The sequence below is a fragment of the Chitinophagales bacterium genome, assembly GCA_020635995.1.
Taxonomy (GTDB): Bacteria; Bacteroidota; Bacteroidia; order Chitinophagales; family UBA8649; genus JAFMKE01.
In genome coordinates this window covers 17,316-40,661 of sequence record JACJYS010000006.1, presented here as the reverse complement: position 1 = coordinate 40,661, position 23,346 = coordinate 17,316, and the positions used below count along the sequence as shown (strand labels likewise).

Here is a 23,346-nt window from a genome sequence, read left to right as displayed (position 1 = left end):
TTCATATTGTACCCAACAATTATACATCCAAACATTCATCTCGTATATATTTCGCTTATACGGAGTGCAAGATATATTATTTATTTCTTATTTTCAAAATTATCGGGCAATAACTTTTTAAAATTGTAAAGTTAAACTATTTTGATTTTTACGCTATTATTGTACCTTTAAAGGCTGTAAAATTTAAAGAATGAAAACAAATTTACTTATTTTACTTACTTTCTTTACTTTCACTTTCGGGTTTTCTCAAAACAATTATTGGATAGAAAGCAATTTTAAAGAACTCAATCTTAAAGGAACGCAATATATTTTCCCCAACAAATACAAAAGTTTTAAGTTAAATTATTCGGCTTGTAAAAACTACTTATTTAATGCTCCAATGATTGATTACAATGGAAATGTAAAAACATCTTCCTTTATAATTACCCTGCCTTTGCCCGATGGTAGTTTTGAAAATTTTAGTGTAGTAGAATCGCCCGTATATGAGCCGGAGTTTGCTCAAAAATTTCCGGAAATCAAAACTTTTTTAGCTTACTGTGCCAATCATCCGGAGTGGTACACTCGTTTAGATATAACGCCACACGGTTTTCATGCCATGATTTTGGGAACTAAAAACGGAACGGTTTTAATAGACCCTATAACGCACAATGGCGGAGAAGTAAATGATTATTTTGTGTATTACAAAAATGATTCCCAGAATAAAGGCGATTTTGAATGTCTGCTTGATGAAGATACAGCATCTAATTTCCAACAGAAAATGGGAGGCAATACGGCAGCACGTTTTGGCACTTGCGAGCTGAGAACCTACCGCCTTGCCGTGGCTTGCACAGGCGAATATGCTCAATTTCATGGCGGCACTGTTCCTTTAACGGCTGCGGCTCAAGTTACCACTATGAACCGTGTTAATGGCGTATATGAAAGAGATATGGCTATTCACATGAATATTATTGGTAATAATAATTTGCTTATTTATTTGAATGGAGCTACCGACCCTTATACCAATAATAGCGGGGCAACAATGCTTAATGAAAATCAAACAAATATTGATAATGTTATAGGTTCATCTAATTATGATATAGGACATGTTTTTAGTACAGGTGGAGGCGGTATTGCTCAGTTGCGTTCCCCTTGTGGAACAGGTAAAGCCAGAGGCGTAACAGGACAAGGTGCACCTATTGGCGATTATTTTGATATAGACTATGTGGCTCATGAAATGGGACATCAGTTTGGCGGAAACCATACACAAAACAATAACTGCAATAGAAACAATGCCACGGCTGTAGAACCCGGAAGTGCTTCTACTATAATGGGTTATGCAGGTATTTGTGCTCCCGATGTGCAAGCTCATAGCGATGATTATTTCCATGGAATTAATTTAGAAGAAATAGGCAATTTTATAACAGGCACAGGCAATTCTTGTGCGGTAAGAACGGCTTTAAGTAATAATGAACCAAGTGTTTCGTATCCTGCTACTACTATAACTTTGCCCGTAAGTACGCCTTTTGCATTAACAGCTACCGGTAGCGATCCCGATAATGACACCTTAACCTACTGCTGGGAGCAAATGGACAACCAAACAGCCACTATGCCTCCGGTAAGTACTGCTACGGGAGGACCTAATTTTAGGAGTTTTAACCCCACAACAAGCCCTACACGATATTTCCCTAATCTGCCCGATGTAATAGCAGGAAACAGCCCTACTTGGGAAGTGCTGCCTACGGTTTCAAGATCTATGGATTTTAGAGTGGTGGTGCGAGATAATGCTACAGGCGGAGGTTGTAATGACCACACAGACATAAGCGTTAATTTTGTAGGAAGTGCCGGTCCTTTTGTGGTTACATACCCTACGGCAAGCGGTATAACGTGGGACGGAAATACTACAGAAACCGTTACTTGGAATGTAGCAAACACAGGTTCGGGAACTACGGTAAATTGTGGCAATGTAAACATACTTATTTCTTACGATGGTGGTGTTACTTTTAATGATACCTTATTAGCCAATACGCCAAATGACGGAAGTCAAATAATTACCGTACCAAATCAAGCTACAACTACTGCTATTGTTATGGTGCAATGTGCGGAATCTAACGGAACATTTTTTGATGTGTCTAATAATGTATTTACCATTACAGCTATTACCAATGATTTTACGGTAGCGGCAAACCCTACAAGCCTAAGTGTGTGTAGCGGTTCTGATGCTCAATACACTATTGATGTAGATAAAATTGGTACATTTAATAGTAATGTGGTTTTAAGTTTGAGTGGTTTACCTGCCGGATTAAGTAGTAGTTTTTCTACCAATAATCAAAATCCTGCCTACACATCTACACTTACTATTGGAAATACGGCTGCTGTAGCAGTCGGTACTTATAATTTTACGCTAAATGCTACGGGAAGCACGGGTACAAAAACAATAAATTTATCGCTTACTCTTGTAGATAATTTAAGTGGAACGGTAAATTTAACTTCTCCTGCAAATACGGCAACGGGTGTTTCTGTACCTACTAATTTCACTTGGTCAAGTGTTTCGGGAGCATCTTATACCATAACTATTGCTACAGATGCGGCATTAAACAATGTGGTAGATTATGCAACAGGATTAAACACTGCCAGCTATACTTCGTCTTCATTGGCTGCAAATACTACCTATTATTGGCAAGTAGAAGCCTACAATAATTGTGATACTATAGTAAGTAGTATTTTTAGTTTTACAACAGTAAATTGTGTCATATACAACAGTACCGATGTGCCCATTACTATTTCATCATCGGGAACTCCTACTATTAATTCAGATTTAACCATTTCTGGAACGGTAGGTGTTATTAATGATATAAATGTTATTGATTTAACGGGAACTCATACTTATATCAGCGATTTAACCTTTACTTTAACAAGTCCAAACGGAACGTCCGTTGTTTTGATAGATGGTATTTGTAGTTCTCAAAATAATTTTAATATAAATTTTGATGATGAGGCGGCTAATAATAATTATCCTTGTCCGCCTACAAATGGAGGTAATTACATTCCCGAAAATCCTTTGTCTGCTTTTGATGGCGAAGATGCTAATGGAACATGGATTTTGACTATTCACGATGGTTATAATCAAGATGGAGGTGCTTTGCAAACGTGGGGAATTGAAATATGTTTTAGTGCACCACCTTGCAATACTGTAACAGAAAATGTAAGTATTACCGCTTGTGATTCTTCGCAAATTAATGGCACTTGGTATTATAGCTCTACTACAATTAACGATACACTACATAATTATTTTGGAGCTGGTTGCGACTCTATAACAGCTTATGCACTTACTATAAATAATACACTAACTACTTCCAATAATCAAACGGCTTGCGATTCGGCACAAGTATTTGGTATTTGGTATTATGCTTCGCAAAGTGTTTCGCAAACTTACACAGCAGTTTCGGGTTGCGATTCGGTGCATACCGTCAATTTAACAATCAACTATGCTTCGCCTACCACAACTATAAATAATACAACTTGTGATGCCAATTTAGTAGGCACAAATACTACCACATTTAGCAATGTAAACGGCTGTGATTCTGTAGTGGTAACCAACACTACTTTATTGCCTGCGGCTTATGGTTCTGTTAGCGTTTCGGGCTGTGATTCTGCTTTAGCAAACGGCACTTGGTATTTTGCTTCTACTTCGTTTAATGATACCTTAAACAATCAAGCTGCCAATGGTTGCGATTCTATTGTAACTTATACAGTTAATGTTACCAATTCGGTAGCTACAACAGAAAATATTAATGCCTGCGATTCGGCAAATGTAAATGGCACTTGGTACTACGCTTCGCAAAATATTATAACAAATAATACGGCTGCTAACGGTTGTGATTCTACGCATACGGTTGTGCTTACTATTTCTAATCAAATAACTACTTCCAATAATCAAACCGCTTGCGATTCGGCACAAGTATTTGGTACTTGGTATTATGCTTCGCAAAGCGTTTCGCAAACTTACACAGCTACTTCGGGTTGCGATTCTGTGCATACCGTCAATTTAACAATCAATTACGCTTCGCCCACAACAACTATAAATAATACAACCTGCGATGCCAATTTAGTAGGCACAAATACTACCACATTTAGCAATGTAAACGGTTGCGATTCGGTAGTGGTAACCAACACCACTTTATTGCCTACGGCTTATGGTTCTGTTAGCGTTTCGGGCTGTGATTCTGCTTTGGCAAACGGCACTTGGTATTACGCTTCTACTTCGTTTAATGATACCTTAAACAATCAAGCTACTAATGGTTGCGATTCTATTGTTACTTACACAGTTAGTGTTTCCAATTCGCTAGCTACAACAGAAAATATCAATGCCTGTGATTCGGCAAATGTAAACGGTACTTGGTACTACGCTTCGCAAAATATTGTAGCAAATAATACGGCTGCTAACGGTTGTGATTCTACGCATACGGTTGTGCTTACTATTTCTAATCAAATAACTACTTCCAATAATCAAACCGCTTGTGATTCGGCACAAGTATTTGGTACTTGGTATTATGCTTCGCAAAGCGTTTCGCAGACATATACAGCTACTTCAGGTTGCGATTCTGTGCATACTGTCAATTTAACAATCAACTATGCTTCGCCTACCACAACTATAAACACCACAACCTGCGATGCCAATTTAGTAGGTACAAATACTACCACGTTTAGCAATGTAAACGGTTGCGATTCTGTAGTGATAACCAACACCACTTTATTGCCTACAGCTTATGGTTCTGTTAGTGTTTCGGGCTGCGATTCTGCTTTGGCAAACGGCACTTGGTATTATGCTTCTACTTCGTTTAATGATACTTTAAACAATCAAGCTGCTAATGGTTGCGATTCTATTGTTACTTATGCGGTTAGTGTTTCCAATTCGGTAGCTACAACAGAAAATATCAATGCCTGCGATTCGGCAAACGTAAACGGCACTTGGTACTACGCTTCGCAAAATATTGTAACGAATAATACGGCTGCTAACGGCTGTGATTCTACGCATACGGTTGTGCTTACTATTTCTAATCAAATAACTACTTCCAATAATCAAACCGCTTGTGATTCAGCACAAGTTTTTGGTACTTGGTATTATGCTTCGCAAAGCGTTTCGCAGACATACATGGCAGTTTCGGGTTGCGATTCGGTGCATACCGTCAATTTAACAATCAACTACGCTTCGCCTACCACAACTATAAACAATACAACCTGCGATGCCAATTTAGTAGGTACAAATACTACCACATTTAACACTGTAAACGGTTGCGATTCTGTAGTGATAACCAACACCACTTTATTGCCTACGGCTTATGGTTCTGTTAGTGTTTCGGGCTGTGATTCTGCTTTGGTAAACGGTACTTGGTATTTTGCTTCTACTTCGTTTAATGATACCTTAAACAATCAAGCTGCCAATGGCTGTGATTCTATTGTAACATATACGGTTAGCATTTCCAATTCGGTTGCTACAACAGAAAATATCAATGCCTGCGATTCGGCAAATGTAAACGGTACTTGGTACTTTGCTTCGCAAAATATTGTAACAAACAGTACGGCTGCTAACGGTTGTGATTCTACGCATACGGTTGTGCTAAATATTTATAATCAAATAACTACTTCCAATAATCAAACCGCTTGCGATTCAGCACAAGTATTTGGTACTTGGTATTATGCTTCGCAAAGCGTTTCGCAAACTTACACGGCAGTTTCGGGTTGCGATTCGGTGCATACCGTTAATTTAACTATCAACCATGCTTCGCCTACAACAACTATAAATAATACAACCTGCGATGCCAATTTAGTAGGCACAAATACTACCACATTTAGCAATGTAAACGGCTGCGATTCGGTAGTGATAACCAACACTACTTTATTGCCTGCGGCTTATGGTGCTGTTAGTGTTTCAGGCTGTGATTCTGCTTTGGCAAACGGCACTTGGTATTACGCTTCCACTTCGTTTAATGATACCTTAAACAATCAAGCTGCTAATGGTTGCGATTCTATTGTAACTTATACAGTTAGTGTTTCCAATTCGGTATTTAGTGTTGATACTTCTTGGGTTTGTGGCAATGAAGATTCAACCTTATATGTTTCTCATTTTACGGCTCAAAATGGTTGTGATTCTACTTATTATCACTTAGTTTTTTCTATAAATCAAACAGATAGTACATTCCTTACTTCTACTACTTGTCAAGCAGAAAATGCAGGTATTTTTACAGATACTTTTACTAATGTTTATGGTTGCGATTCTGTAGTGATAGAAAATATAGCATATCAGCCGTTTGAAGTATTGGTAAATGCAAGTGATACCATAATTTATAAAGGAAATGAAGTTATTTTATACAGTGAAGGAGAAAATACAACAAGTTATTATTGGACGGTAAATAATAATGCTGTTTCTACCGATTCCTCTTTTGCCGATTATCCTACCGAAACGGTAACTTATTATTTATTAGCGAGCGATGGAATATGTGATGGAATGGATAGTATTACGATTCAAGTACTTTTAGAAAATACGCCATTAATTCCTAATTCATTTACGCCAAATGGCGATATATTAAATGATATTTTCCGAGTAGTAAATGCGGATAAATACAGTAATATAACAATGAAAATATACAACCGTTGGGGAGCAGAAGTGTATTATGGAAGTGGCTCTAACCCGGGTTGGGATGGTACATTTAAACTTGAAAATCAGCCTATAGACAACTACAATTACGTTATAGTTTTAGAGTCTTTTTCCGGAAAAATTACAACCATAACAGGTAGTTTAGCTTTGTTTAGGTAATGGGAAAGTCCTTAAAAGAGTATATCTAAGCCTTGGTGCGTGAGACACGCACCAAGGCTTTGAAGGGTAAAGCACGTTTTTCCAAACCAAATAGATTGCTTCACTCCGTTCGCAAAGACGAACCGATACGAGCACGTCTTTGCAAGTACCGTATTCGTGCCACGACTCCAAGTCGTGGCACGAATAAAACCAATGCACGTCTTTGCGAGTGAGGTACGAGCGAAGCAAACCTTGCAAGTCATAGCAAACCGAACACCAACACAAGCACGTCTTTGCGAGTGAGGCACGAACGAAGCAAACTAAAGATTATGTTTGGTATAAACCATTAGTAAAATTTACAGATTGCTTCACTCCGTTTGCAAAGACGAACCGATAGGAGCACGAGCGAAACCTACCACAAGTAGGCAGCAGGCAATCTGTAACTTTTACCCACTTAGGATGCTAAGCATAGTAGTTGGAGTATATGTACATTATTCGTAAGTTTGTATGCTATGAACCCAAACACTATCTTTATTATCATTGTACTTATTATTGTTTTTGAATTTATTTTCAATAAAGTACTGGATTATTTGAATGCTAAAAGTTGGGATAGTCCCAGGCCCAAAGAAGTTGCCGACCTTTTTGATGAGCAGGAATATGAAAAAGCTAAAAGATATGCTCAAACTAAAGGCAAAGTGGCTTTAATTTCGGGTACAGTTAGTTTGGCGGTTGCATTAGCTATGTTGTTTTTCAATGGTTTTGCCTTGGTGGATGGTTGGGCAAAAGCCATAACTCAAAATCAAATATTGCAGGCTTTAGTTTTCTTTGCCATTTTAGTTCTAGCCACCATGCTTATTAACTTACCTTTTGGTATATACAATACATTTGTTGTAGAAGAAAAATTTGGATTTAACAAAACAACGCCTAAAACTTTTATTTTAGATTTTTTTAAAGGTATAATTTTAAGTGCCATTGTAGGCGGTATCCTATTGGGAGCTTTATCGTGGGCTTACTACAAAATGGGAAATAATTTTTGGTGGATAGCATGGATTATAGTAAGTACTTTTTCGTTGTTTTTTGCTACATTTTATACCACTTTAATTGTACCTATTTTTAATAAATTAACGCCTTTAGAAGATGGCAGTTTAAGAGAAAATATTGAAAACTATGCAAAAAAAGTACATTTTCCTTTAAAGAATATTTTTGTGATAGACGGCTCTAAACGCTCCAGTAAAGCCAACGCTTTTTTTAGTGGTATGGGCAAAACAAAAGCCATTGTACTGTACGATACTTTAATAGCAAATAACACCGATGAAGAGCTAACGGCTGTTTTGGCTCATGAAGTAGGGCACTACAAAATGAATCACATAAAAAAGAGTATGGCAATAAGTATTATTCAAATTGCCGTATTATTCTTTTTGTTTGCTTGGCTGTCAAAAAGTGATGCTTTAGTTGCGGCACTTGGCGTCAGCGAAAATAGTTTCCATATTAGCTTTATAGCTTTTTCATTACTTTACGCACCTATCTCTATGATTTTGGGAATTTTTATGAATCTATTGTCCCGAAAAAATGAATTTGAGGCAGATAATTTTGCCAAAACTACCTACAGCGGACAAGCTCTTATAAGTTCCTTAAAAAAATTATCTAAAAAACATTTAAGTAATTTAACACCACATCCGTGGTATGTATTTATTCATTACTCGCATCCGCCTTTGTATGAGAGGATTAGGAATATTTTGAAGAAATAGATACCTATCTAATATATATACCGAATTTTCCAATTACAAGCAAAACAATATCTTTGCAATAAATAAACCCTATGCAAAGTACGCCTATTCTTATACTTGTATTTTTAATATCGGCTACTATTATTTGGTATTGTTCCAATAAATTATCGGACGTAGTTGATTATATTGATGATGCTTATAAGTTGGGGGCTGCTTTTGGCGGTACAATTATTTTATCTATAGCTACTAATCTTCCCGAATTATCTATAGTAGTGCAAGGTGTTATGCAAAAAGATACGTCATTAGCCATAGGAAATATACTTGGGGGAATTGCCATGCAAACACTGTTGCTTAGTCTTTTTGATTTTGCAGCAAGAAAAAGAGATAAATTGCCACTTACTTCTTTGGTAAGCCCTATTATTTCTATAATGCAGGGTTTGTTTTTAACAGCTATTTTAGCTATGGTAATTTTAGGCACGCAATTCAATAAAAGTAAACTTTCCCCCAATTTTCCCGTAGCAGAATTATTTATTGGTTTCGCTTGGTTATTTAGTCTTTATCTTTTGCACAAAAGCAAACAAAAAGCATCAAAAGAGAATGAGAAAGAAATTAAAGAGCTATCAACAAAATTTACCAAGAAAAAAGCACTTGTTTTACTTTTTATTTTTGGCTCTGCCATTTTTGTTTTCGGTTATTTATTGGGGCATACCAGCGATTTACTAGCAGATAAATTTCACATGAATGGGGTAATTTTTGGTGCTACTATTTTGGCTTTCGTTACCAGTTTGCCCGAAATATCGGGTGGTTTAGCTTTTGTGAAACAACGGAATTATCAACCTATAATAAGTGATATTTTTGGTGGAAATACGTTCCTTCCCGTACTGTTTTTAATAGCATCTTTTTTAAACCATTTTACTTTATTGCCAGATGCTGAACATTCCGATATTTATTTGACCTCTCTTTCTATTATTCTATGTAGCGTATATATGATAGGTATGGCTTTGCATAGTAAAAAACGATACTTAGGCATGGGTTTAGATTCATGGATTGCAGTAATAGTTTATGTAATTGGTATTGCTTGTTTAACATTGGTGGCGTAGTTGTACCGATTAGGAATATGGCATTTACATTGTAAAGTCCATACTTTCTGAAGAACAAGAATTAAACAAAATAAATGTAATGGATTTACAATCGGGAGCGTATATTCTTACACTTACAACAAAAAAAGGAATAACCTACTACTATAGATTTGTTAAAGAGTAAATATTATTGTCGTCTATATATCTAATCGTCTAAAAAATTATCTTTCTAATCAAGCCAACTCAATAACTGTTACTTCGGGCAAAATACCTATTCTGCCGGGGTAGCCTAAGTTTCCAAAGCCTCTGTTTACATATATTTGTTGCTTCTCTTTTTGGTACAAACCCGCCCATTGCTTATAAGTATATTGCGAAGGGCTCCATTTCAGCCATTTGGTTTCTACTCCAAATTGAAAACCGTGTGTGTGTCCCGATAATGTTAAATCAATATCTTTGAAATTTTTATTTATAACGGCATCCCAATGGCTGGGATCGTGGCTTAGTAATATTTTTGTAGCTTCGTTTTCTATACCTTTATATGCTTTAGCTAAATCGCCATAGCTTACAAATCTTCCACCTTCGCTGTAGTTTTCTACACCTATTAGTCCTATACTTTGTCCGTCTATTTCAAGGCGTCTATTTTCGTTTCGCATTAAATCCCAACCCAATTTTTTATGCACTTGTAAAAAAGCATTAAAATTGGCTGTTTTTTCGGGGGAATCGTGCGGACCAAAAGCGTAATCGCCATAATCGTGATTTCCTAAAATGCTGTAAATGCCATATTTAGCTTCTAACTTTTTAAAAATAGGAAGATAATCATCCATTTCTGTAGCTAAATCATTTACTAAATCGCCAGTAAAGAAGATATAGTCGGGTTGCAGTTTATTTATTTCTGCTACTACTTTTTCTATTGGAGCAGTTTTGTTAAAGGTGCCGGCATGTATATCAGAAAGTTGAATTATTTTTTTGCCTTTAAAATTTTCGGGTAAGTTGGGTATTTTAATTTTTTGATTGTAAAACTTATAATTATAAGCATTTTTAACTACTCCATACGTTAAAATACCTATGGGAGCTAAAGCTGAAATTAACGACATACGGCTTATAAATTTCCTTCTATCGGCAAAAGTTGCTTCGCCATTTCCAAACACTTTTTGAAATAAAAAGGTAGAAACTCTGTAAATATCTTCGCCAAAAAGCCAAAATATAATGAAGAACTTAGCCAATAAACCAAAAAAGAATAATCCTCCTGCGGTTCTTTTTACCCACAAAGGTGTATTTTGGTAGCCTTGGGTACTTATAAAAATAATAGTTAAAATTAAAAACAAAGGAATAGACCAATAAAATATTTTTATTATGTTTCCTGTTTTAGAATTTTGGTCAAAAAAAGTTTTTATAGCTTGGTAAGCATAAAAATCTACAGTAGCAATAAACACTACAAAAGAGGCAAAAAATAAGATAGATTTCATACAAAAAAATTCCGAGCGGCACAGCCACTCGGAACTTCACTTTTTAATTATTAATGTTTAGATAAATAATCGGCTACACCGTCAGCAGAAGCGGTCATAGCATCATCGCCTTCATTCCAGTTGGCTGGGCAAACTTCGCCATATTTTTGGTTGTGAGCTAAAGCATCTATTACTCTTAGTGCTTCGTTTACATTTCTACCTAAAGGTAAATCGTTAATTAATTCATGACGAACTACACCGTCTTCATCTATTAAAAACAAACCTCTATATGCTACTGGCGAGCCTTCAAAAACCCAATTGCCATCTTCATCCCAGTTGTATTCTCCTGCTAAAACACCATAGTTCATTGAAATTGTTTTGTCAAAATCTGCCACTAACGGATATTTAACACTTTGAATACCACCTTTATCTTTTGGTGTGTTTAACCACGCCCAGTGTGAGAAATGTGAATCTACAGAGCAACCTACAACGGCTACGCCTCTTTTTTCAAATTCAGCTAATTTTTCTTGAAAGGCTAAAATTTCAGTTGGACAAACAAATGTAAAATCCATAGGATAGAAAAAGAAAACTACTTTCTTTTTACCTATGTATTGTTCTAATGAAAAATCTTCATTGAAATCACCACCGTTTACTACGGCTGTTGCTTTAAAAATTGGAGCTTTTTTTCCTACTAGTCCCATATCGTATTTTTTTTCTGATTTAATTAAATAATATTTTGATAACACAAAGTTACTAAGTAACTTGCACTACTATTAACTCAATTGGCAAAATTTTTGTTCACTAAACATTAAATTATTTTAAAAAAATGAGATTTACATCTATAATGATATTCGCAGTTTTAGTTTTAATAACCAGCTGTAAGGATAAAACAGAAGAAACAGAACCGATGTTAGTGTTTAAATATACTTTAGACCCTAATGGAGAAAGATTAGATAATTTTGGCGAACCAGCCGTAATTCCTGCTGGAAATGCTGCACAAACACCAGCTTTTAATAAATTGGGCGTTCATTCTATAGAATTAATTAATTATGTAGTTTCATTGCCTACTACAAGTACCGTAATTTATAAAGGCGAAGATGTTACTGTAAACGGAGAATTGGCTATTGATTTTGATAAAGAAAAATTAGTGAGTGATGGCGAAGTGTTAGTAAAAATTCCTTTAAGTGAAATACAACCGGGTACGTACACCTATTTAAGAAACTCAATAGGCTACCAAAACTATAATGTAGATTTTATATACAATGATCCTACTTATGGTTTATTTGAACTAAATGGAGAAATAGCTTCTTTTGTAGGATTTAGAACCTACATAAAAGATTATACCGTAGGTGGAGAAACTATAAGTGTAAACGACAATAAAATGCAAGGATATTGGGGCTTTCACGTTGGAAATCCTGTGCCAACTACTATAACAGGGCAATCTCCGGCTACCACCGTTCCAAATCCTTTAGATGATGTTTCGCCAATTCCGTTGGGTTCTTGTTTAGTTACAGGAGCATTTGAAACACCATTAGAAATAACAGGAAATGAAACAGAAGATATAGTAGTAAACGTAGCTATAACTACCAATAATAGTTTTGAATGGCAAGATACCAATCCTGACGGGAAGTACGAGCCAACAGAAGAAACAGTTGTAGATATGGGAACTAGAGGATTAAAAGCAACTATAGAATAATATTAACTAACAAAAAAATATAATTATGAGAAAAATTTACATTTTATTTTTTATCGCTTTTGCAATAGCAGTAAAAGCCCAAACAGTTGACCCAAGTTTAGAGAGTTGGACAACAAAAACTAATCAAATACATGTACAAGGTACTGCTAATATTAGTGGTATGTCAGTTGATTATGAAATTGATGATCCACAATTTACTTATAATGATTTAACACATTGGTCTTCGTTAAATCAATTGACAAAAACTGAAAGTGTGGTTTATCCTGCAACTAATGATCCTGATGTAGAATTAGTAACGCAATCAACAGACGCTGTTGATGGAACTTTTTCTACAAGATTAGAATCTAAGACAATAAAAATTAAGGTTACAGCTACAGCATTTGGTTTTACTTTTGATACTTCAGTAACTAATGTAGCTCCGGGTATGATGGTAAGTGGTGTTTTTAATTTAGATGTTAATGCATTTGCAGACCAATTAGTAAACTCCACTAGCTTGAGTAGCTTAGATCCTTTTTCATATAACGGTACAGGGCAACCAATAGATTTTAGACCCGGTACATTAAGCGGTATGTATAAATACGATGGTTTATCTGGCGACTCTGCTTTGGTTGTTACCGGAGCTATTAAAAATAGAGTAGTAGTAGCTTATGCCATTAAGCGTTTGCCTTCTACTTCTATATGGACAAGTTTTGATGTTGACTTAGAATATTCAAGTTGCGATATGCCGGATACTATTGTTACATTATTTTGTTCAAGCAATTTAGATGCTTCTTTTACAGGAGGAAATTTTAGTGTAAATTCAAATTATACAGGTGTAGATGGCTCTGTTTTATTTGTTGATAATTTATCTTTAGATACCTTAGATGCTTCGGTATTCCCACCAAGTGCTGTTAATGATAATTCAACAATTTCAAATGTAGAGACAGCTACTTTAGATGTTACTTTAAATGATGTAAATTGCGACCCATCGGGCAATGCACCTGTAATTATAACTTCTGGGCAAAATGGAACAGCTACAAATGGCAGTGGCAATGAATTAGATTATACGCCTAATAGTGGTTTTGTGGGTACAGATGTGGTTACCTATTATATATGTAATAGCGGAGGAGCTTGCGATACCGCTTCTTGGTTTATAGAAGTTACTGCACCGCCATTGTGCGAAGCTTATAATGATAACAGAACTTTAGATCAAAATACAACAAGTACTTTTGATCCTTTAGCCAATGATGATAATTGCTTTACTAATTTAGCTATAATTGTTTTACCGTTAAATGGAACAGCAAGTGTGGTAAGTGGAGAAATATCTTATAGTCCTGTAAATAATTTTATAGGTGTAGATAGTTTAACATACCAAGTTTGTAATGATATAGATCCTACTCAATGTAGTACGGCTAAAGTTTATTATCAAGTATTAACGGGTATTAAAGAAATACCTTCTTCATCTATAGTAGTTGCACCTAATCCTGCAAAAGATAAAGTGAGCATCAGCTTGAAAAATATAAATGAAAGCACAACCGTTTCTATATATAATATGCTTGGCAAAAAAGTTTATCAAGCTCAATTTATGCAAACAACAGAAATAAACTTAAGTAAATTTAATACAGGAGTTTATTTAATACAGCTTGAAAATCAAAAAGGAAAAGCTACTAAGAAACTTATAGTTTCAAAATAACGTGATTTTTAGTACTTCAAAGATGTTTTTTAGTGATAGATAATTAACAAAATAGATGCCATTCCTGAAAATTTTGGAATGAAATGGAAAAATTTATCAGGAATCTCATCTTTAAATACAGAATTAAGACTTCTATACTCAAACTCACGTTAAATAAATAGTACAACTTAATTAACTTTGTGTCCCGATAGATGAAAAATCTATTGGGACATTTTTTTATGGCAGAATATAAAAAATACATTAAATGGGTTTTAATGCTTTTAGGAGCAATGAGATTTAGAATATATGGAGCTTTTTTAGGTTTTTTTATAGGCTTGTTTATAGAAGAGTGGCTTAATGGAAATTTTGAGTTAAACAAAAAATATAGATTTCAGAAAAAAGAAATTTATTTTACAACTTATCAACTCAAATTAAATGAAATGATAGTAGAAGTGCTACGACTTAGTAGTTTAATTTCTCGGGCACAAAGTATTTTTATTTTAAAATATTATTATAAAAGATTTGGAGTAGAAAGAGGCAAAGCATTGTATGATAGATTAAAATACGATATTAAAATGCCTGTAAATGGATATGAAGCAGCAGCATTTTTAAACGAAAAAATAGATAGAAATCAAAAAATAGATATTTTGCAGTTTTTGTACGATTTATTGTTGGTAGATGGAAGCATATCTGTAGGAGAAAGAAATGTATTGGAAAACATAGCTAAAGCTATAGGTGTTTTAAAATCTGATTTTGATAATTTATTTACAAAAAGAAAACAGAAAGTATATGTCAGTCAGCCAAGTGGATACACTTATAGATATTATGAGGTTTTGGGTGTAACAAAAACAGTAAGCGATACGGACTTGAAAAAAGCATATAGAAAATTGGTTTTAAAATATCATCCGGATAGAACTAAAATTAATACTAAAGAAGCGGCTGATAAATTTCAAAAAATACAAGATGCTTACGATAAAATTAGAGAACAAAGAGGCATAAAATAAAGATTATAAACAAAAATGAAAGCAAATTTTAAATACTATATTTTTTATAAACCATATAATGTATTGAGTCAATTTACCAAAGAAGATGGTAGCGAGTCCATAGCAGATTATTTCTTTTTAGACGAAAAAGACGTTTATCCTGTGGGAAGATTAGACAAAGACAGCGAAGGAATGTTGTTGTTAACGAACGACAAATCACTAAATAAAATTTTGCTTAATCCAAAATCGGAAAAAACAAAAACCTATATAGCACAAGTAGAAGGAATTTTTACTAAAGAGGCTATAAAAAAGTTAGGAAAAGGAGTGGAAATAACTGTAGATAAAGTTAATTATAAAACGCTTCCTGCTTATGCTGAAAAAATAAATGAACCTTTAAATCTGCCCGAAAGATTTCCACCGGTTAGGTACAGAAAAGATATACCTACATCTTGGGTAGAAATTGAAATAATGGAAGGCAAAAATAGGCAAGTAAGAAAAATGCTGGCAAAAGTGGGTTTTCCCGTTTTAAGGTTAATTAGAACGCAGATTGAAGACCTAAAAATGGATAATATTCAGCCGGGAGATATTTTAGAATTAAGTAGAGATGTTTTGTATAAAAAGTTGAATTTAAAGTGAGTTATCTGTTTAAAAAATATCAAATACAGCTTTTGTTTGAAGATGAAAACTACGTAGTAGTCAGTAAACCAAGTGGATTATTGAGTATTCCGGATAGGTACGATGAAACATTGCCCAATTTGCGTGAAATATTAAAAGAAATATATGGAGAAATATACACCGTACACAGGTTAGATAAAGATACAAGTGGAGTAATATGTTTTGCTAAAAATGCGGAGGCTCATAAATATTTGAATGATAAATTTGCTGAAGGAGAGGTGAAAAAAATATATTGGGCATTTACGGAAGGCAAGCCGGAAATAGAAGAGGGTAGGATAGACGTACCCATACTAAATGATATGAAAAATAGTGGGAGAATGTTGGTAAATAATGCAGGAAAAGAAGCCACAACCTTTTTTAGATTAGTAGAAAATTATGGCAGTATAAGTTTAATGGAGTATTATCCGCTAACGGGCAGAACGCACCAAATAAGGGTGCATAGCAAATATTTGGGTTGCCCACTATTAGTAGATGAGTTATATAATGGTAAAACAGCCTTTTATTTAAGCGAAATAAAAAGAAGATATAATAATCGTAAATTTGAAGAAGAAAGACCTTTGGTAAGTAGATTAACCTTGCACGCTGTGTCAATACAATTTGAAGATATGAAAGGCAAAGAAATTTTTGTAGAAAGCGAGCTTCCTAAAGATTTAGGAGCTTTGAGGAAGCAGTTAAGTAAGTTATGAGAATATTGTTTCTAACAGATAATTTTCCTCCTGAGGTAAATGCACCTGCTTCTCGCACTTATGAGCATTGTAAAGAGTGGGTTAAAAAAGGAGCAGAAGTTACAGTTATTACTTGTTTCCCTAATTTTCCTACAGGGAAAGTTTATAATGGATACAAAAATAAACTCTATCTGAAAGAAGAAATTGATGGAATAAAAATCATAAGAGTTTTTACCTATATTACCGCAAACAAAGGAACTATTAAAAGAACATTAGATTATATAAGTTTTATGCTTGCTGCATTAATAGCCGGGCTGTTTGTGAAAACAGATTTTATAGTAGCTACATCTCCACAGTTTTTTACTGCTATAGCTGGACGTTTATTAAGCCTTGTTAAAAAAAAGGAATGGTTATTAGAAATTAGAGATATTTGGCCAGAAAGTATAAAAGTAGTAACAGGAATGGATGGTTTTATAATTCGCTTTTTTGAGTTTTTAGAAAAAAGAATGTATAAAACTGCAGATAAAATAGTAATTGTAACACCAGAACTTAAAAATAACTTAATTAAAAAACATCCTTATACAGTAGGTAAAATTAAGGTAATTACAAATGGTGTTGAAATTTCTAAATTCAATCCTAATTATGTAGATAGTGAATTAAAGAAAAATTTAGGTTTAGAACAAAAGTTTGTGATTTTATATATTGGGACACATGGCATGGCACATGGACTTGATTTTATATTAAAAGCAGTTCAAAAAGTAAAAGATAAAGAAATTCATTTTTTATTTGTTGGAGATGGAGCAAAAAAGCAAGAATTATTAGAGTTAAATAAAAAATTGAATTTAGGCAATGTAACAATGTTGCCTTCTGTACTGAAAAATGAAGTGATAAATTACATTTCAGTAAGTGATGTTGGTTTAGTAAATTTAGTAAAGTCTGATTTGTTTAAAGCAGCCATTCCTTCTAAAATATTTGAGATTGCAGCTATGCAAAAACCAATACTGCTTGGGGTAGAAGGAGAGGTACAAAAAATAATAGAAAAGTATAATGCTGGAGTAGCCTTTGAACCAGAAAACGAAGGAGATTTTTTAGAAAAATTAGCACAAATAAAAACAGATTATCAAAACTATAAACAAGGGGCTAATGAACTAGCAAAAACTTATGATAGAAAAAAACTAGCTTTAGACATGCTTGAGTTTATTGAGGAATAAACCTACAAAAAAAGCAAAAAACATAATTCCACCTTGGGATTCTAAAATTGATTCTACTAATGAAAAGATAAAAAGTAGCAATGTAAACCCAATAATAACCTTATTTTTTTCTATTATACCTATATAAAGTAAGGTGGCAAAAATTAAAATCATAGTTATAACCCCTAAAATACCTAAAGAAAGCCAAGATTCTAAAAATTGATTATGGCAGTTGTAATGTTCTCTATAACCTTTACCAAAACCGCTAGTGTTATGTTTTTCTCTTAAAAAATGGTTTCGTGCATCTCCAATATTATAACCTTTTATTGGTTCCTCTTTAATTAATTCTATAGCATTGCTCCATATCATTATTCTATCATCTACAGTATAGTTATTGACAGCATTTTTATCTTGCTTTAGCATGTTTATGGCTTTAGTAAATCTAGCATTTAAAAAATCTACTTTCCAAAATAAGAATATAGACAGTAAACAAATAAGTAATGTAGCAAAAAGTGCTTGTTTTAATTTCAAAATAAAGAAAATATAGATAATAAAAAGAATAACTAAAGCAATAATTGAAATCCTAGAAGCTAATATTATTATTGTTACAGAAACAACAAATGGATAAGTTTTATACAGTATATTTGATTTGATAGAATCTGTTAAATATTTATTGTCTATAAACAATATCAATCCAAAAAGTAAGTATAAAGAAAGATAGCTAGGGTGAATAATTGTAAAACTAATTAAATCAGTATACGAAGTAATTTTATTATAGTATATTAGATTAAATAAATAAATGAACATTATTATTATAGACATTATATAGCTACTGATAAAAAAAGTAGTCACTATCTTTTTTATAGTAGTTGTCTCTATTTTTTGATATAATGTTAAAAGTAAAGGAAGTAAAAAGAATGGTATTTTACCAATTAATTCATTTTTTGCATGTAATTTGTAAATAGCATGAAAATAACTATTAAAGGCAAGAATAAAATAAATGATTAGCAATGAAACTAGTACAATACTATATTTGCTTAACTCTTTTATGCTGTATTGTTTGTATGATGGGATTAACCCTATAATAATAATAATGAAAGGAATTGTAGTTGCCATTTTATGTATAGGCAAAACAAAAGCGAAAAGTAATAATCCTGCTGTTAATAATTTATTATCAATATTCTTTAAGTAATTCAAATTTAAAGTTTTGTTATCTTCGTGTAAAAGTAAACAATATATGCAAGGTACGGAATTCAATATTGAAGATTTAATAGATATGGTTTCTAAATTTGTTAAGAAAAACATAATATATTTTGTTGTTTTTTTTATTATTGGTATTTCACTTGGTTTATATAAGTTTAATACAGCTAATAATAAGTATGTAACAATAATTTCTGGTTCAAGTGAGTATATTTCTTTGGATTTAATAAGTAATGAAGTAAATTCTATAAAAAAATTTGTTGAAGAAAAAAACTACAATAAATTGTCTAAAAAGATTAGAATAGATAGTTCTAAAGTTTATCAGTTAAAAAAAGTATCTTTTAATAATATTTCAAAAGATAATAATGGTTTATTCTTGATTCAATTAGAAACTGAGGGTAAAGAAAATTCTAATGCTTTTTTTGTAGAAGCAATAAACAACAGTCTAAAAGAAAATGCTTTTATAAATAAAAAGCATTTAGAAGAGATAGAAAGTTTAACAAATAGTTTAGCTGTAAATAAGTCTGAACTAGTAAAACTTGAAAAGTTACAAGAAGAAATTTTTGATTCAAATAATAATCCTAAAAAATTTGCTTTAATTTCTGACCCTAGTGTTATTTCTAATCAAATAATAAAAATAAAAAAAGATATACTTTCTGATAGTAATAAGCTAAAGAATAAAGATAATATCTACGAGATTATTGATATAGTTAACATAGATATCAAAAACTCATTATTTACATTTCTATTCAAATGGCTTGTTTTTGTTTTTTTTGTAGGAACTATGTTTTTAGTTATACTGAAGTTGTTTGTTTTAAGGAAATAATTCTATAATAAATAGAGTACATTTGATTTACATTCTTATTCCAGTCATATAGATCTTTAGCTCTCTTTCTCCCGTTATTACCCATTTCAAATCTCAATTTTTCATTGCTAATTAGTTTAAGAATAGCGTTTGCGGTTTCTTCAATATTTTCACTTTCAACTATAATACCTGTTTCATTATTCCCAATAACTTCTGGCAAGCCTCCAATGTTACTTACAATTACAGGTACTCCACAAGCTTCTGCTTCAACAATAGCCGCACCGAAACTCTCTAATCTTGATAGTGCAAGATAGATATCAAATTTATTTAGTTCTTGAGGTATCAAATTATTATCTATAAAACCCATAAATTTTACTTGGTTTTCTACATTTTCGGTCTTAGCTAATTTTTTAAGTTCATCACTTAGTGTTCCTTTGCCAAAAATTCTTAATTCAATATTTTTATTTTCATTAGTTTTATAAACTATAGCAAATGCTTTAATAAGAATATCTATTCCATATTTTTTTTCCAATGATTTTACTGTACCTAAAATAATTTTAGAATTATCTTTTTTGATATCTATGGGTCTAAATAAAGATAAATTTACTCCAAATGGTGTTATCTCTATTGGCTTGTTTGTATATTTTTTAGTTTCTTTAGCCATTGCATGAGAAGTAGAAAGTATATAGTCCGCTTGCTTTAAGTTAAACTTTATTAGATTTTTAAAAACAAAGTTTTTATTTGGGAAATCATAAACATCACTTCCCCAAACGGAGATAATATAAGGAGAGAAGTTAGTAAGAGCACCTAATAAGCCATAACTACTAGCATAATGTGCATGTAAAATATCAGGGTGGAATTCTTTTATAAATTTTCTTAGTTTGGGTAGTGCTGTTAAATATTTTAATTTTGCCAAACTACCCTCTTCACTTTTAAAAAAGTCTTCATTTATCTCAACACTTTCAATGGTTAAGTTATTGAAAGAATTATAATGATTGTGGTTAATTTTAGAAAACGAAAATAAACCAATTTGTAAATCTTTTTCACACAAAGAGCTTACCCACCTAATAATGTGGACAGAGTTTAAGTCTCCTAATATTAATACCCTAATCATTATTGTTATTTTTTAAAACTTCTAAAACTTTTTTTGCTCTTGCTTCCCAAGTATTGTCTTTTTTTATTTTATATAATCTTTCACTTAGTTTAGTATCTTGTTCTACCAAATTGGGTAGTTTTAATAATAGTTTACTTATATCATTGCTATGATAATTTACGCTATAGCCAATTTTATGTTTTTCAATATATTCAGACGGGGCTGTGTTTATTGAGGATAGAACAAGTAAGTTGTGAGAGAGGTATTCAAACAATTTTACTGGCATAGCAAAATTGCGATAATCAGATTGTTCATACACTAATAATCCAACTGATGACCGTTTATAAAGAGGTAATAAATCTTTACCACTTTTATGATGAATTTCTATATTGTCGGAAAGATAGTCTTGATATTCATTTTTATACTGATTCCATTCTTCTTCTCTTGTGTTAAGTATAAGTTTTAAATCTTTGTTGAGTTGAAATGCCTTAATTAACTCATGCATTTTATATAATTTACCTATACCACCAACATAGATAAAAACTTTGTTATAAATATAAGGTTTATAATCTGTTTCTGCATCTATACCAGAAGGTAACGCAAATTTTTGCATTGTCAAATTTGTGGGAATATGTTTAAACATTTTAAGAGAAGGCAAAAAGAGCACATCAATAAGTTGATTATATTTTAGCAAGTCAAATTTGTAAAATATTCTTGAGTAGATTTGTTTGACCCCTTTAAGACTATAATGTTCAAATTCCCAATGTATATCTCTATAAAATAATCCGATTGGTATTTTGTTTTTTTTACAAAAAAATAAAAAATTAAAATCTAAGAATGGGTAAGTAGGAAGATGATGGCTTTCTGTAAGCAAAGTAGGTAGAGTGCTACTTTCAGAATACAAAAAATCATAAGTAATCCCTGATTTAATGTTTCTTATTATTTTTTCAATTTGAGATTTTCTTTCTTTTGCATAACCGTTTACAAAATCTACTTGATATCCTAAGGACTTAAAAGCATTTAGTAGTTTTATAGGTCTAATATTTGTGCCACTAGGTCTATTTTTGTCTATTTTATATGGAAGGTGAAATATTATTCTTTTCATATTTTTGTAAAATAGATGTTAATTTGTAACTAAATAATATGATTGTTGCAAATATTATAAAAAATAGCAGATTTGATATGTTATAAATGTAATCATTAAAACCTCCAATTAGTGTGAGTTTGTAGCTATATGCTACGTATATGCCTATAAAAATTGGACTTTTAGGAAGATATAAAAGACTGTAGAAAAAAGTGCCAATAATAAAACCCACGTAAATAGGTGATAATAACAGCCCAAGTACTCCAAAATTTGCCCACGCTTCTCCTATAAATAAAGTGTTCTGTACTCCTGCCGTACCTAATATAACACCCTTCGGATTAATAACTTCCATTATTAATTTGGCAGCTCTTTCTGAATATTCTATTTCAAAATAGCTTATATAGTTAGTTAGACTATTTATACTAATGAAATCTTTTATATTATCAAAAAATTCAAAGGAAAGAAATGTGCCTGCTATTTGCGAAAAAAGTACTCTTCCAGAAATTCCTTGATTGTATTGAAATAAGATATCTGATATGTTATTTTGACCAAAACCTATATAAAATAGTACAATTATAGAGAATAGAGTAATTGAAATAATGCTTAATTTTCCAATTGAAATTTCACCTTTTACCCAAACAAAAAAGAAAATAAACCCTGCTAAAAACATTGCCATAGGAGATTTTTCTAAATCATAGGTAAGTATTAATATAGAAGCAAAAAAGCAAGTTGAAAACCAGAAGTAATTAAACAAAGATTTAGTTTTATATAAGTAGGCAAAAGAAATGTAAGTAATTATAGGCATTAGCTGTAAAGCAAAAATATTTCTAAATAAAACATTGCCTTGAAATTCCATTTTAGACATAATTCTAAGTATAGCTAACTCATTAGCAGTAGCACCATTTAATAGTCTTAAAATAGGAATTGTATCAATTTTTATAAAAGTATAAGCAATTGCAATTAATGAAACAAAACTTAAAGCTACTAAAAAAGATTTTAGTATTATCTCATAGTTATTAAAAAGATTAACTACTGGTTTTTTTGCATAATTAATTAGCTCTAGCTTTGTATTATTAATATTAAATAATTTTTTGGCTATAATTACACCAATTGGGAGCATGAGCATAGTATACATTATGGCTACCCACCCAATAACTCTTGTTTTATCAAAATATATTTTATCTATTATATAATGATGATCCACTTTTAACACTATAAATATTGAACCTAAAAATGACATTAAAAATAAAGGCACATAAAATAAGAAATTTATCATGTTCA

17 protein-coding genes are annotated in these 23,346 nt (G+C 32.3%); 11 read left to right on the top strand and 6 right to left on the bottom strand.

Annotated features, from left to right (window positions below; all coding sequences use genetic code 11):
• The first annotated feature begins 190 nt into the window (after positions 1 to 190).
• The 4 genes from H6578_09465 (at position 191) to H6578_09450 (ending at position 9,762) form a co-directional block, all read left to right on the top strand.
• A complete protein-coding gene (locus H6578_09465; GenBank protein MCB9227379.1) occupies positions 191 to 6,793 on the top strand; it encodes a gliding motility-associated C-terminal domain-containing protein in 6,603 nt (2,200 codons plus the stop codon).
• 491 nt (positions 6,794 to 7,284) lie between these two features.
• Positions 7,285 to 8,520, top strand: a complete 1,236-nt coding sequence (locus H6578_09460; GenBank protein MCB9227378.1) for a M48 family metallopeptidase — start codon at positions 7,285 to 7,287, stop codon at positions 8,518 to 8,520.
• Positions 8,521 to 8,591: 71 nt separating this feature from the next.
• Positions 8,592 to 9,599 carry a hypothetical protein gene (locus H6578_09455; protein MCB9227377.1) on the top strand — a complete coding sequence of 336 codons (1,008 nt, stop codon included), beginning with the start codon at positions 8,592 to 8,594 and terminating at the stop codon, positions 9,597 to 9,599.
• A gap of 79 nt (positions 9,600 to 9,678) precedes the next feature.
• Positions 9,679 to 9,762 (top strand): hypothetical protein, encoded by an 84-nt coding sequence (locus tag H6578_09450; protein MCB9227376.1) that lies wholly within the window; start codon positions 9,679 to 9,681, stop codon positions 9,760 to 9,762.
• Between the two features lie 49 nt (positions 9,763 to 9,811).
• On the opposite strand, the gene H6578_09445 is transcribed toward H6578_09450, so the two are convergent.
• Complete coding sequence (locus tag H6578_09445) at positions 9,812 to 11,044, bottom strand: metallophosphoesterase (protein MCB9227375.1); 1,233 nt, start codon at positions 11,042 to 11,044, stop codon at positions 9,812 to 9,814.
• A gap of 50 nt (positions 11,045 to 11,094) precedes the next feature.
• Positions 11,095 to 11,724, bottom strand: coding sequence for a peroxiredoxin (locus H6578_09440; GenBank protein ID MCB9227374.1), 630 nt, complete (start codon positions 11,722 to 11,724; stop codon positions 11,095 to 11,097).
• A gap of 125 nt (positions 11,725 to 11,849) precedes the next feature.
• Here H6578_09440 and H6578_09435 point away from each other — a divergent pair, with 125 nt between their 5' ends.
• From H6578_09435 to H6578_09410, 6 genes are all read left to right on the top strand, one after another.
• Positions 11,850 to 12,719, top strand: coding sequence for a hypothetical protein (locus tag H6578_09435; GenBank protein MCB9227373.1), 870 nt, complete (start codon positions 11,850 to 11,852; stop codon positions 12,717 to 12,719).
• Between the two features lie 25 nt (positions 12,720 to 12,744).
• Positions 12,745 to 14,391 (top strand): T9SS type A sorting domain-containing protein, encoded by a 1,647-nt coding sequence (locus H6578_09430; GenBank protein MCB9227372.1) that lies wholly within the window; start codon positions 12,745 to 12,747, stop codon positions 14,389 to 14,391.
• 191 nt (positions 14,392 to 14,582) lie between these two features.
• Complete coding sequence (locus tag H6578_09425) at positions 14,583 to 15,374, top strand: DnaJ domain-containing protein (protein MCB9227371.1); 792 nt, start codon at positions 14,583 to 14,585, stop codon at positions 15,372 to 15,374.
• Between the two features lie 15 nt (positions 15,375 to 15,389).
• A complete protein-coding gene (locus H6578_09420; protein MCB9227370.1) occupies positions 15,390 to 15,989 on the top strand; it encodes a pseudouridine synthase in 600 nt (199 codons plus the stop codon).
• A gap of 5 nt (positions 15,990 to 15,994) precedes the next feature.
• Positions 15,995 to 16,714, top strand: a complete 720-nt coding sequence (locus tag H6578_09415) for an RluA family pseudouridine synthase (protein ID MCB9227369.1) — start codon at positions 15,995 to 15,997, stop codon at positions 16,712 to 16,714.
• Positions 16,711 to 17,904: a glycosyltransferase family 4 protein gene (locus H6578_09410; GenBank protein ID MCB9227368.1), complete on the top strand. Its 1,194-nt coding sequence runs from the start codon at positions 16,711 to 16,713 to the stop codon at positions 17,902 to 17,904. Before H6578_09415 ends, H6578_09410 begins: the two co-directional genes overlap by 4 nt.
• On the opposite strand, the gene H6578_09405 is transcribed toward H6578_09410, so the two are convergent.
• Complete coding sequence (locus tag H6578_09405) at positions 17,875 to 19,080, bottom strand: O-antigen ligase family protein (GenBank protein ID MCB9227367.1); 1,206 nt, start codon at positions 19,078 to 19,080, stop codon at positions 17,875 to 17,877. The genes H6578_09410 and H6578_09405 overlap by 30 nt on opposite strands.
• 79 nt (positions 19,081 to 19,159) lie before the next feature.
• On the opposite strand from H6578_09405, the gene H6578_09400 reads away from it, so the two are divergent.
• Complete coding sequence (locus H6578_09400) at positions 19,160 to 19,909, top strand: hypothetical protein (protein ID MCB9227366.1); 750 nt, start codon at positions 19,160 to 19,162, stop codon at positions 19,907 to 19,909.
• Here the strand turns inward: H6578_09400 and H6578_09395 are convergent.
• Genes H6578_09395 through H6578_09385 form a run of 3 tightly spaced genes read right to left on the bottom strand, consistent with a single transcriptional unit; the run spans position 19,878 to position 23,341 of the window.
• On the bottom strand, positions 19,878 to 20,999 hold the full coding sequence (locus H6578_09395) for a glycosyltransferase (GenBank protein MCB9227365.1): 1,122 nt from the start codon (positions 20,997 to 20,999) through the stop codon (positions 19,878 to 19,880). The two genes, H6578_09400 and H6578_09395, sit on opposite strands and share 32 nt — an antisense overlap.
• Positions 20,995 to 22,086 carry a glycosyltransferase gene (locus H6578_09390; protein ID MCB9227364.1) on the bottom strand — a complete coding sequence of 364 codons (1,092 nt, stop codon included), beginning with the start codon at positions 22,084 to 22,086 and terminating at the stop codon, positions 20,995 to 20,997. Before H6578_09390 ends, H6578_09395 begins: the two co-directional genes overlap by 5 nt.
• Positions 22,055 to 23,341 (bottom strand): oligosaccharide repeat unit polymerase, encoded by a 1,287-nt coding sequence (locus H6578_09385; GenBank protein ID MCB9227363.1) that lies wholly within the window; start codon positions 23,339 to 23,341, stop codon positions 22,055 to 22,057. Before H6578_09385 ends, H6578_09390 begins: the two co-directional genes overlap by 32 nt.
• Positions 23,342 to 23,346 lie beyond the last annotated feature (5 nt).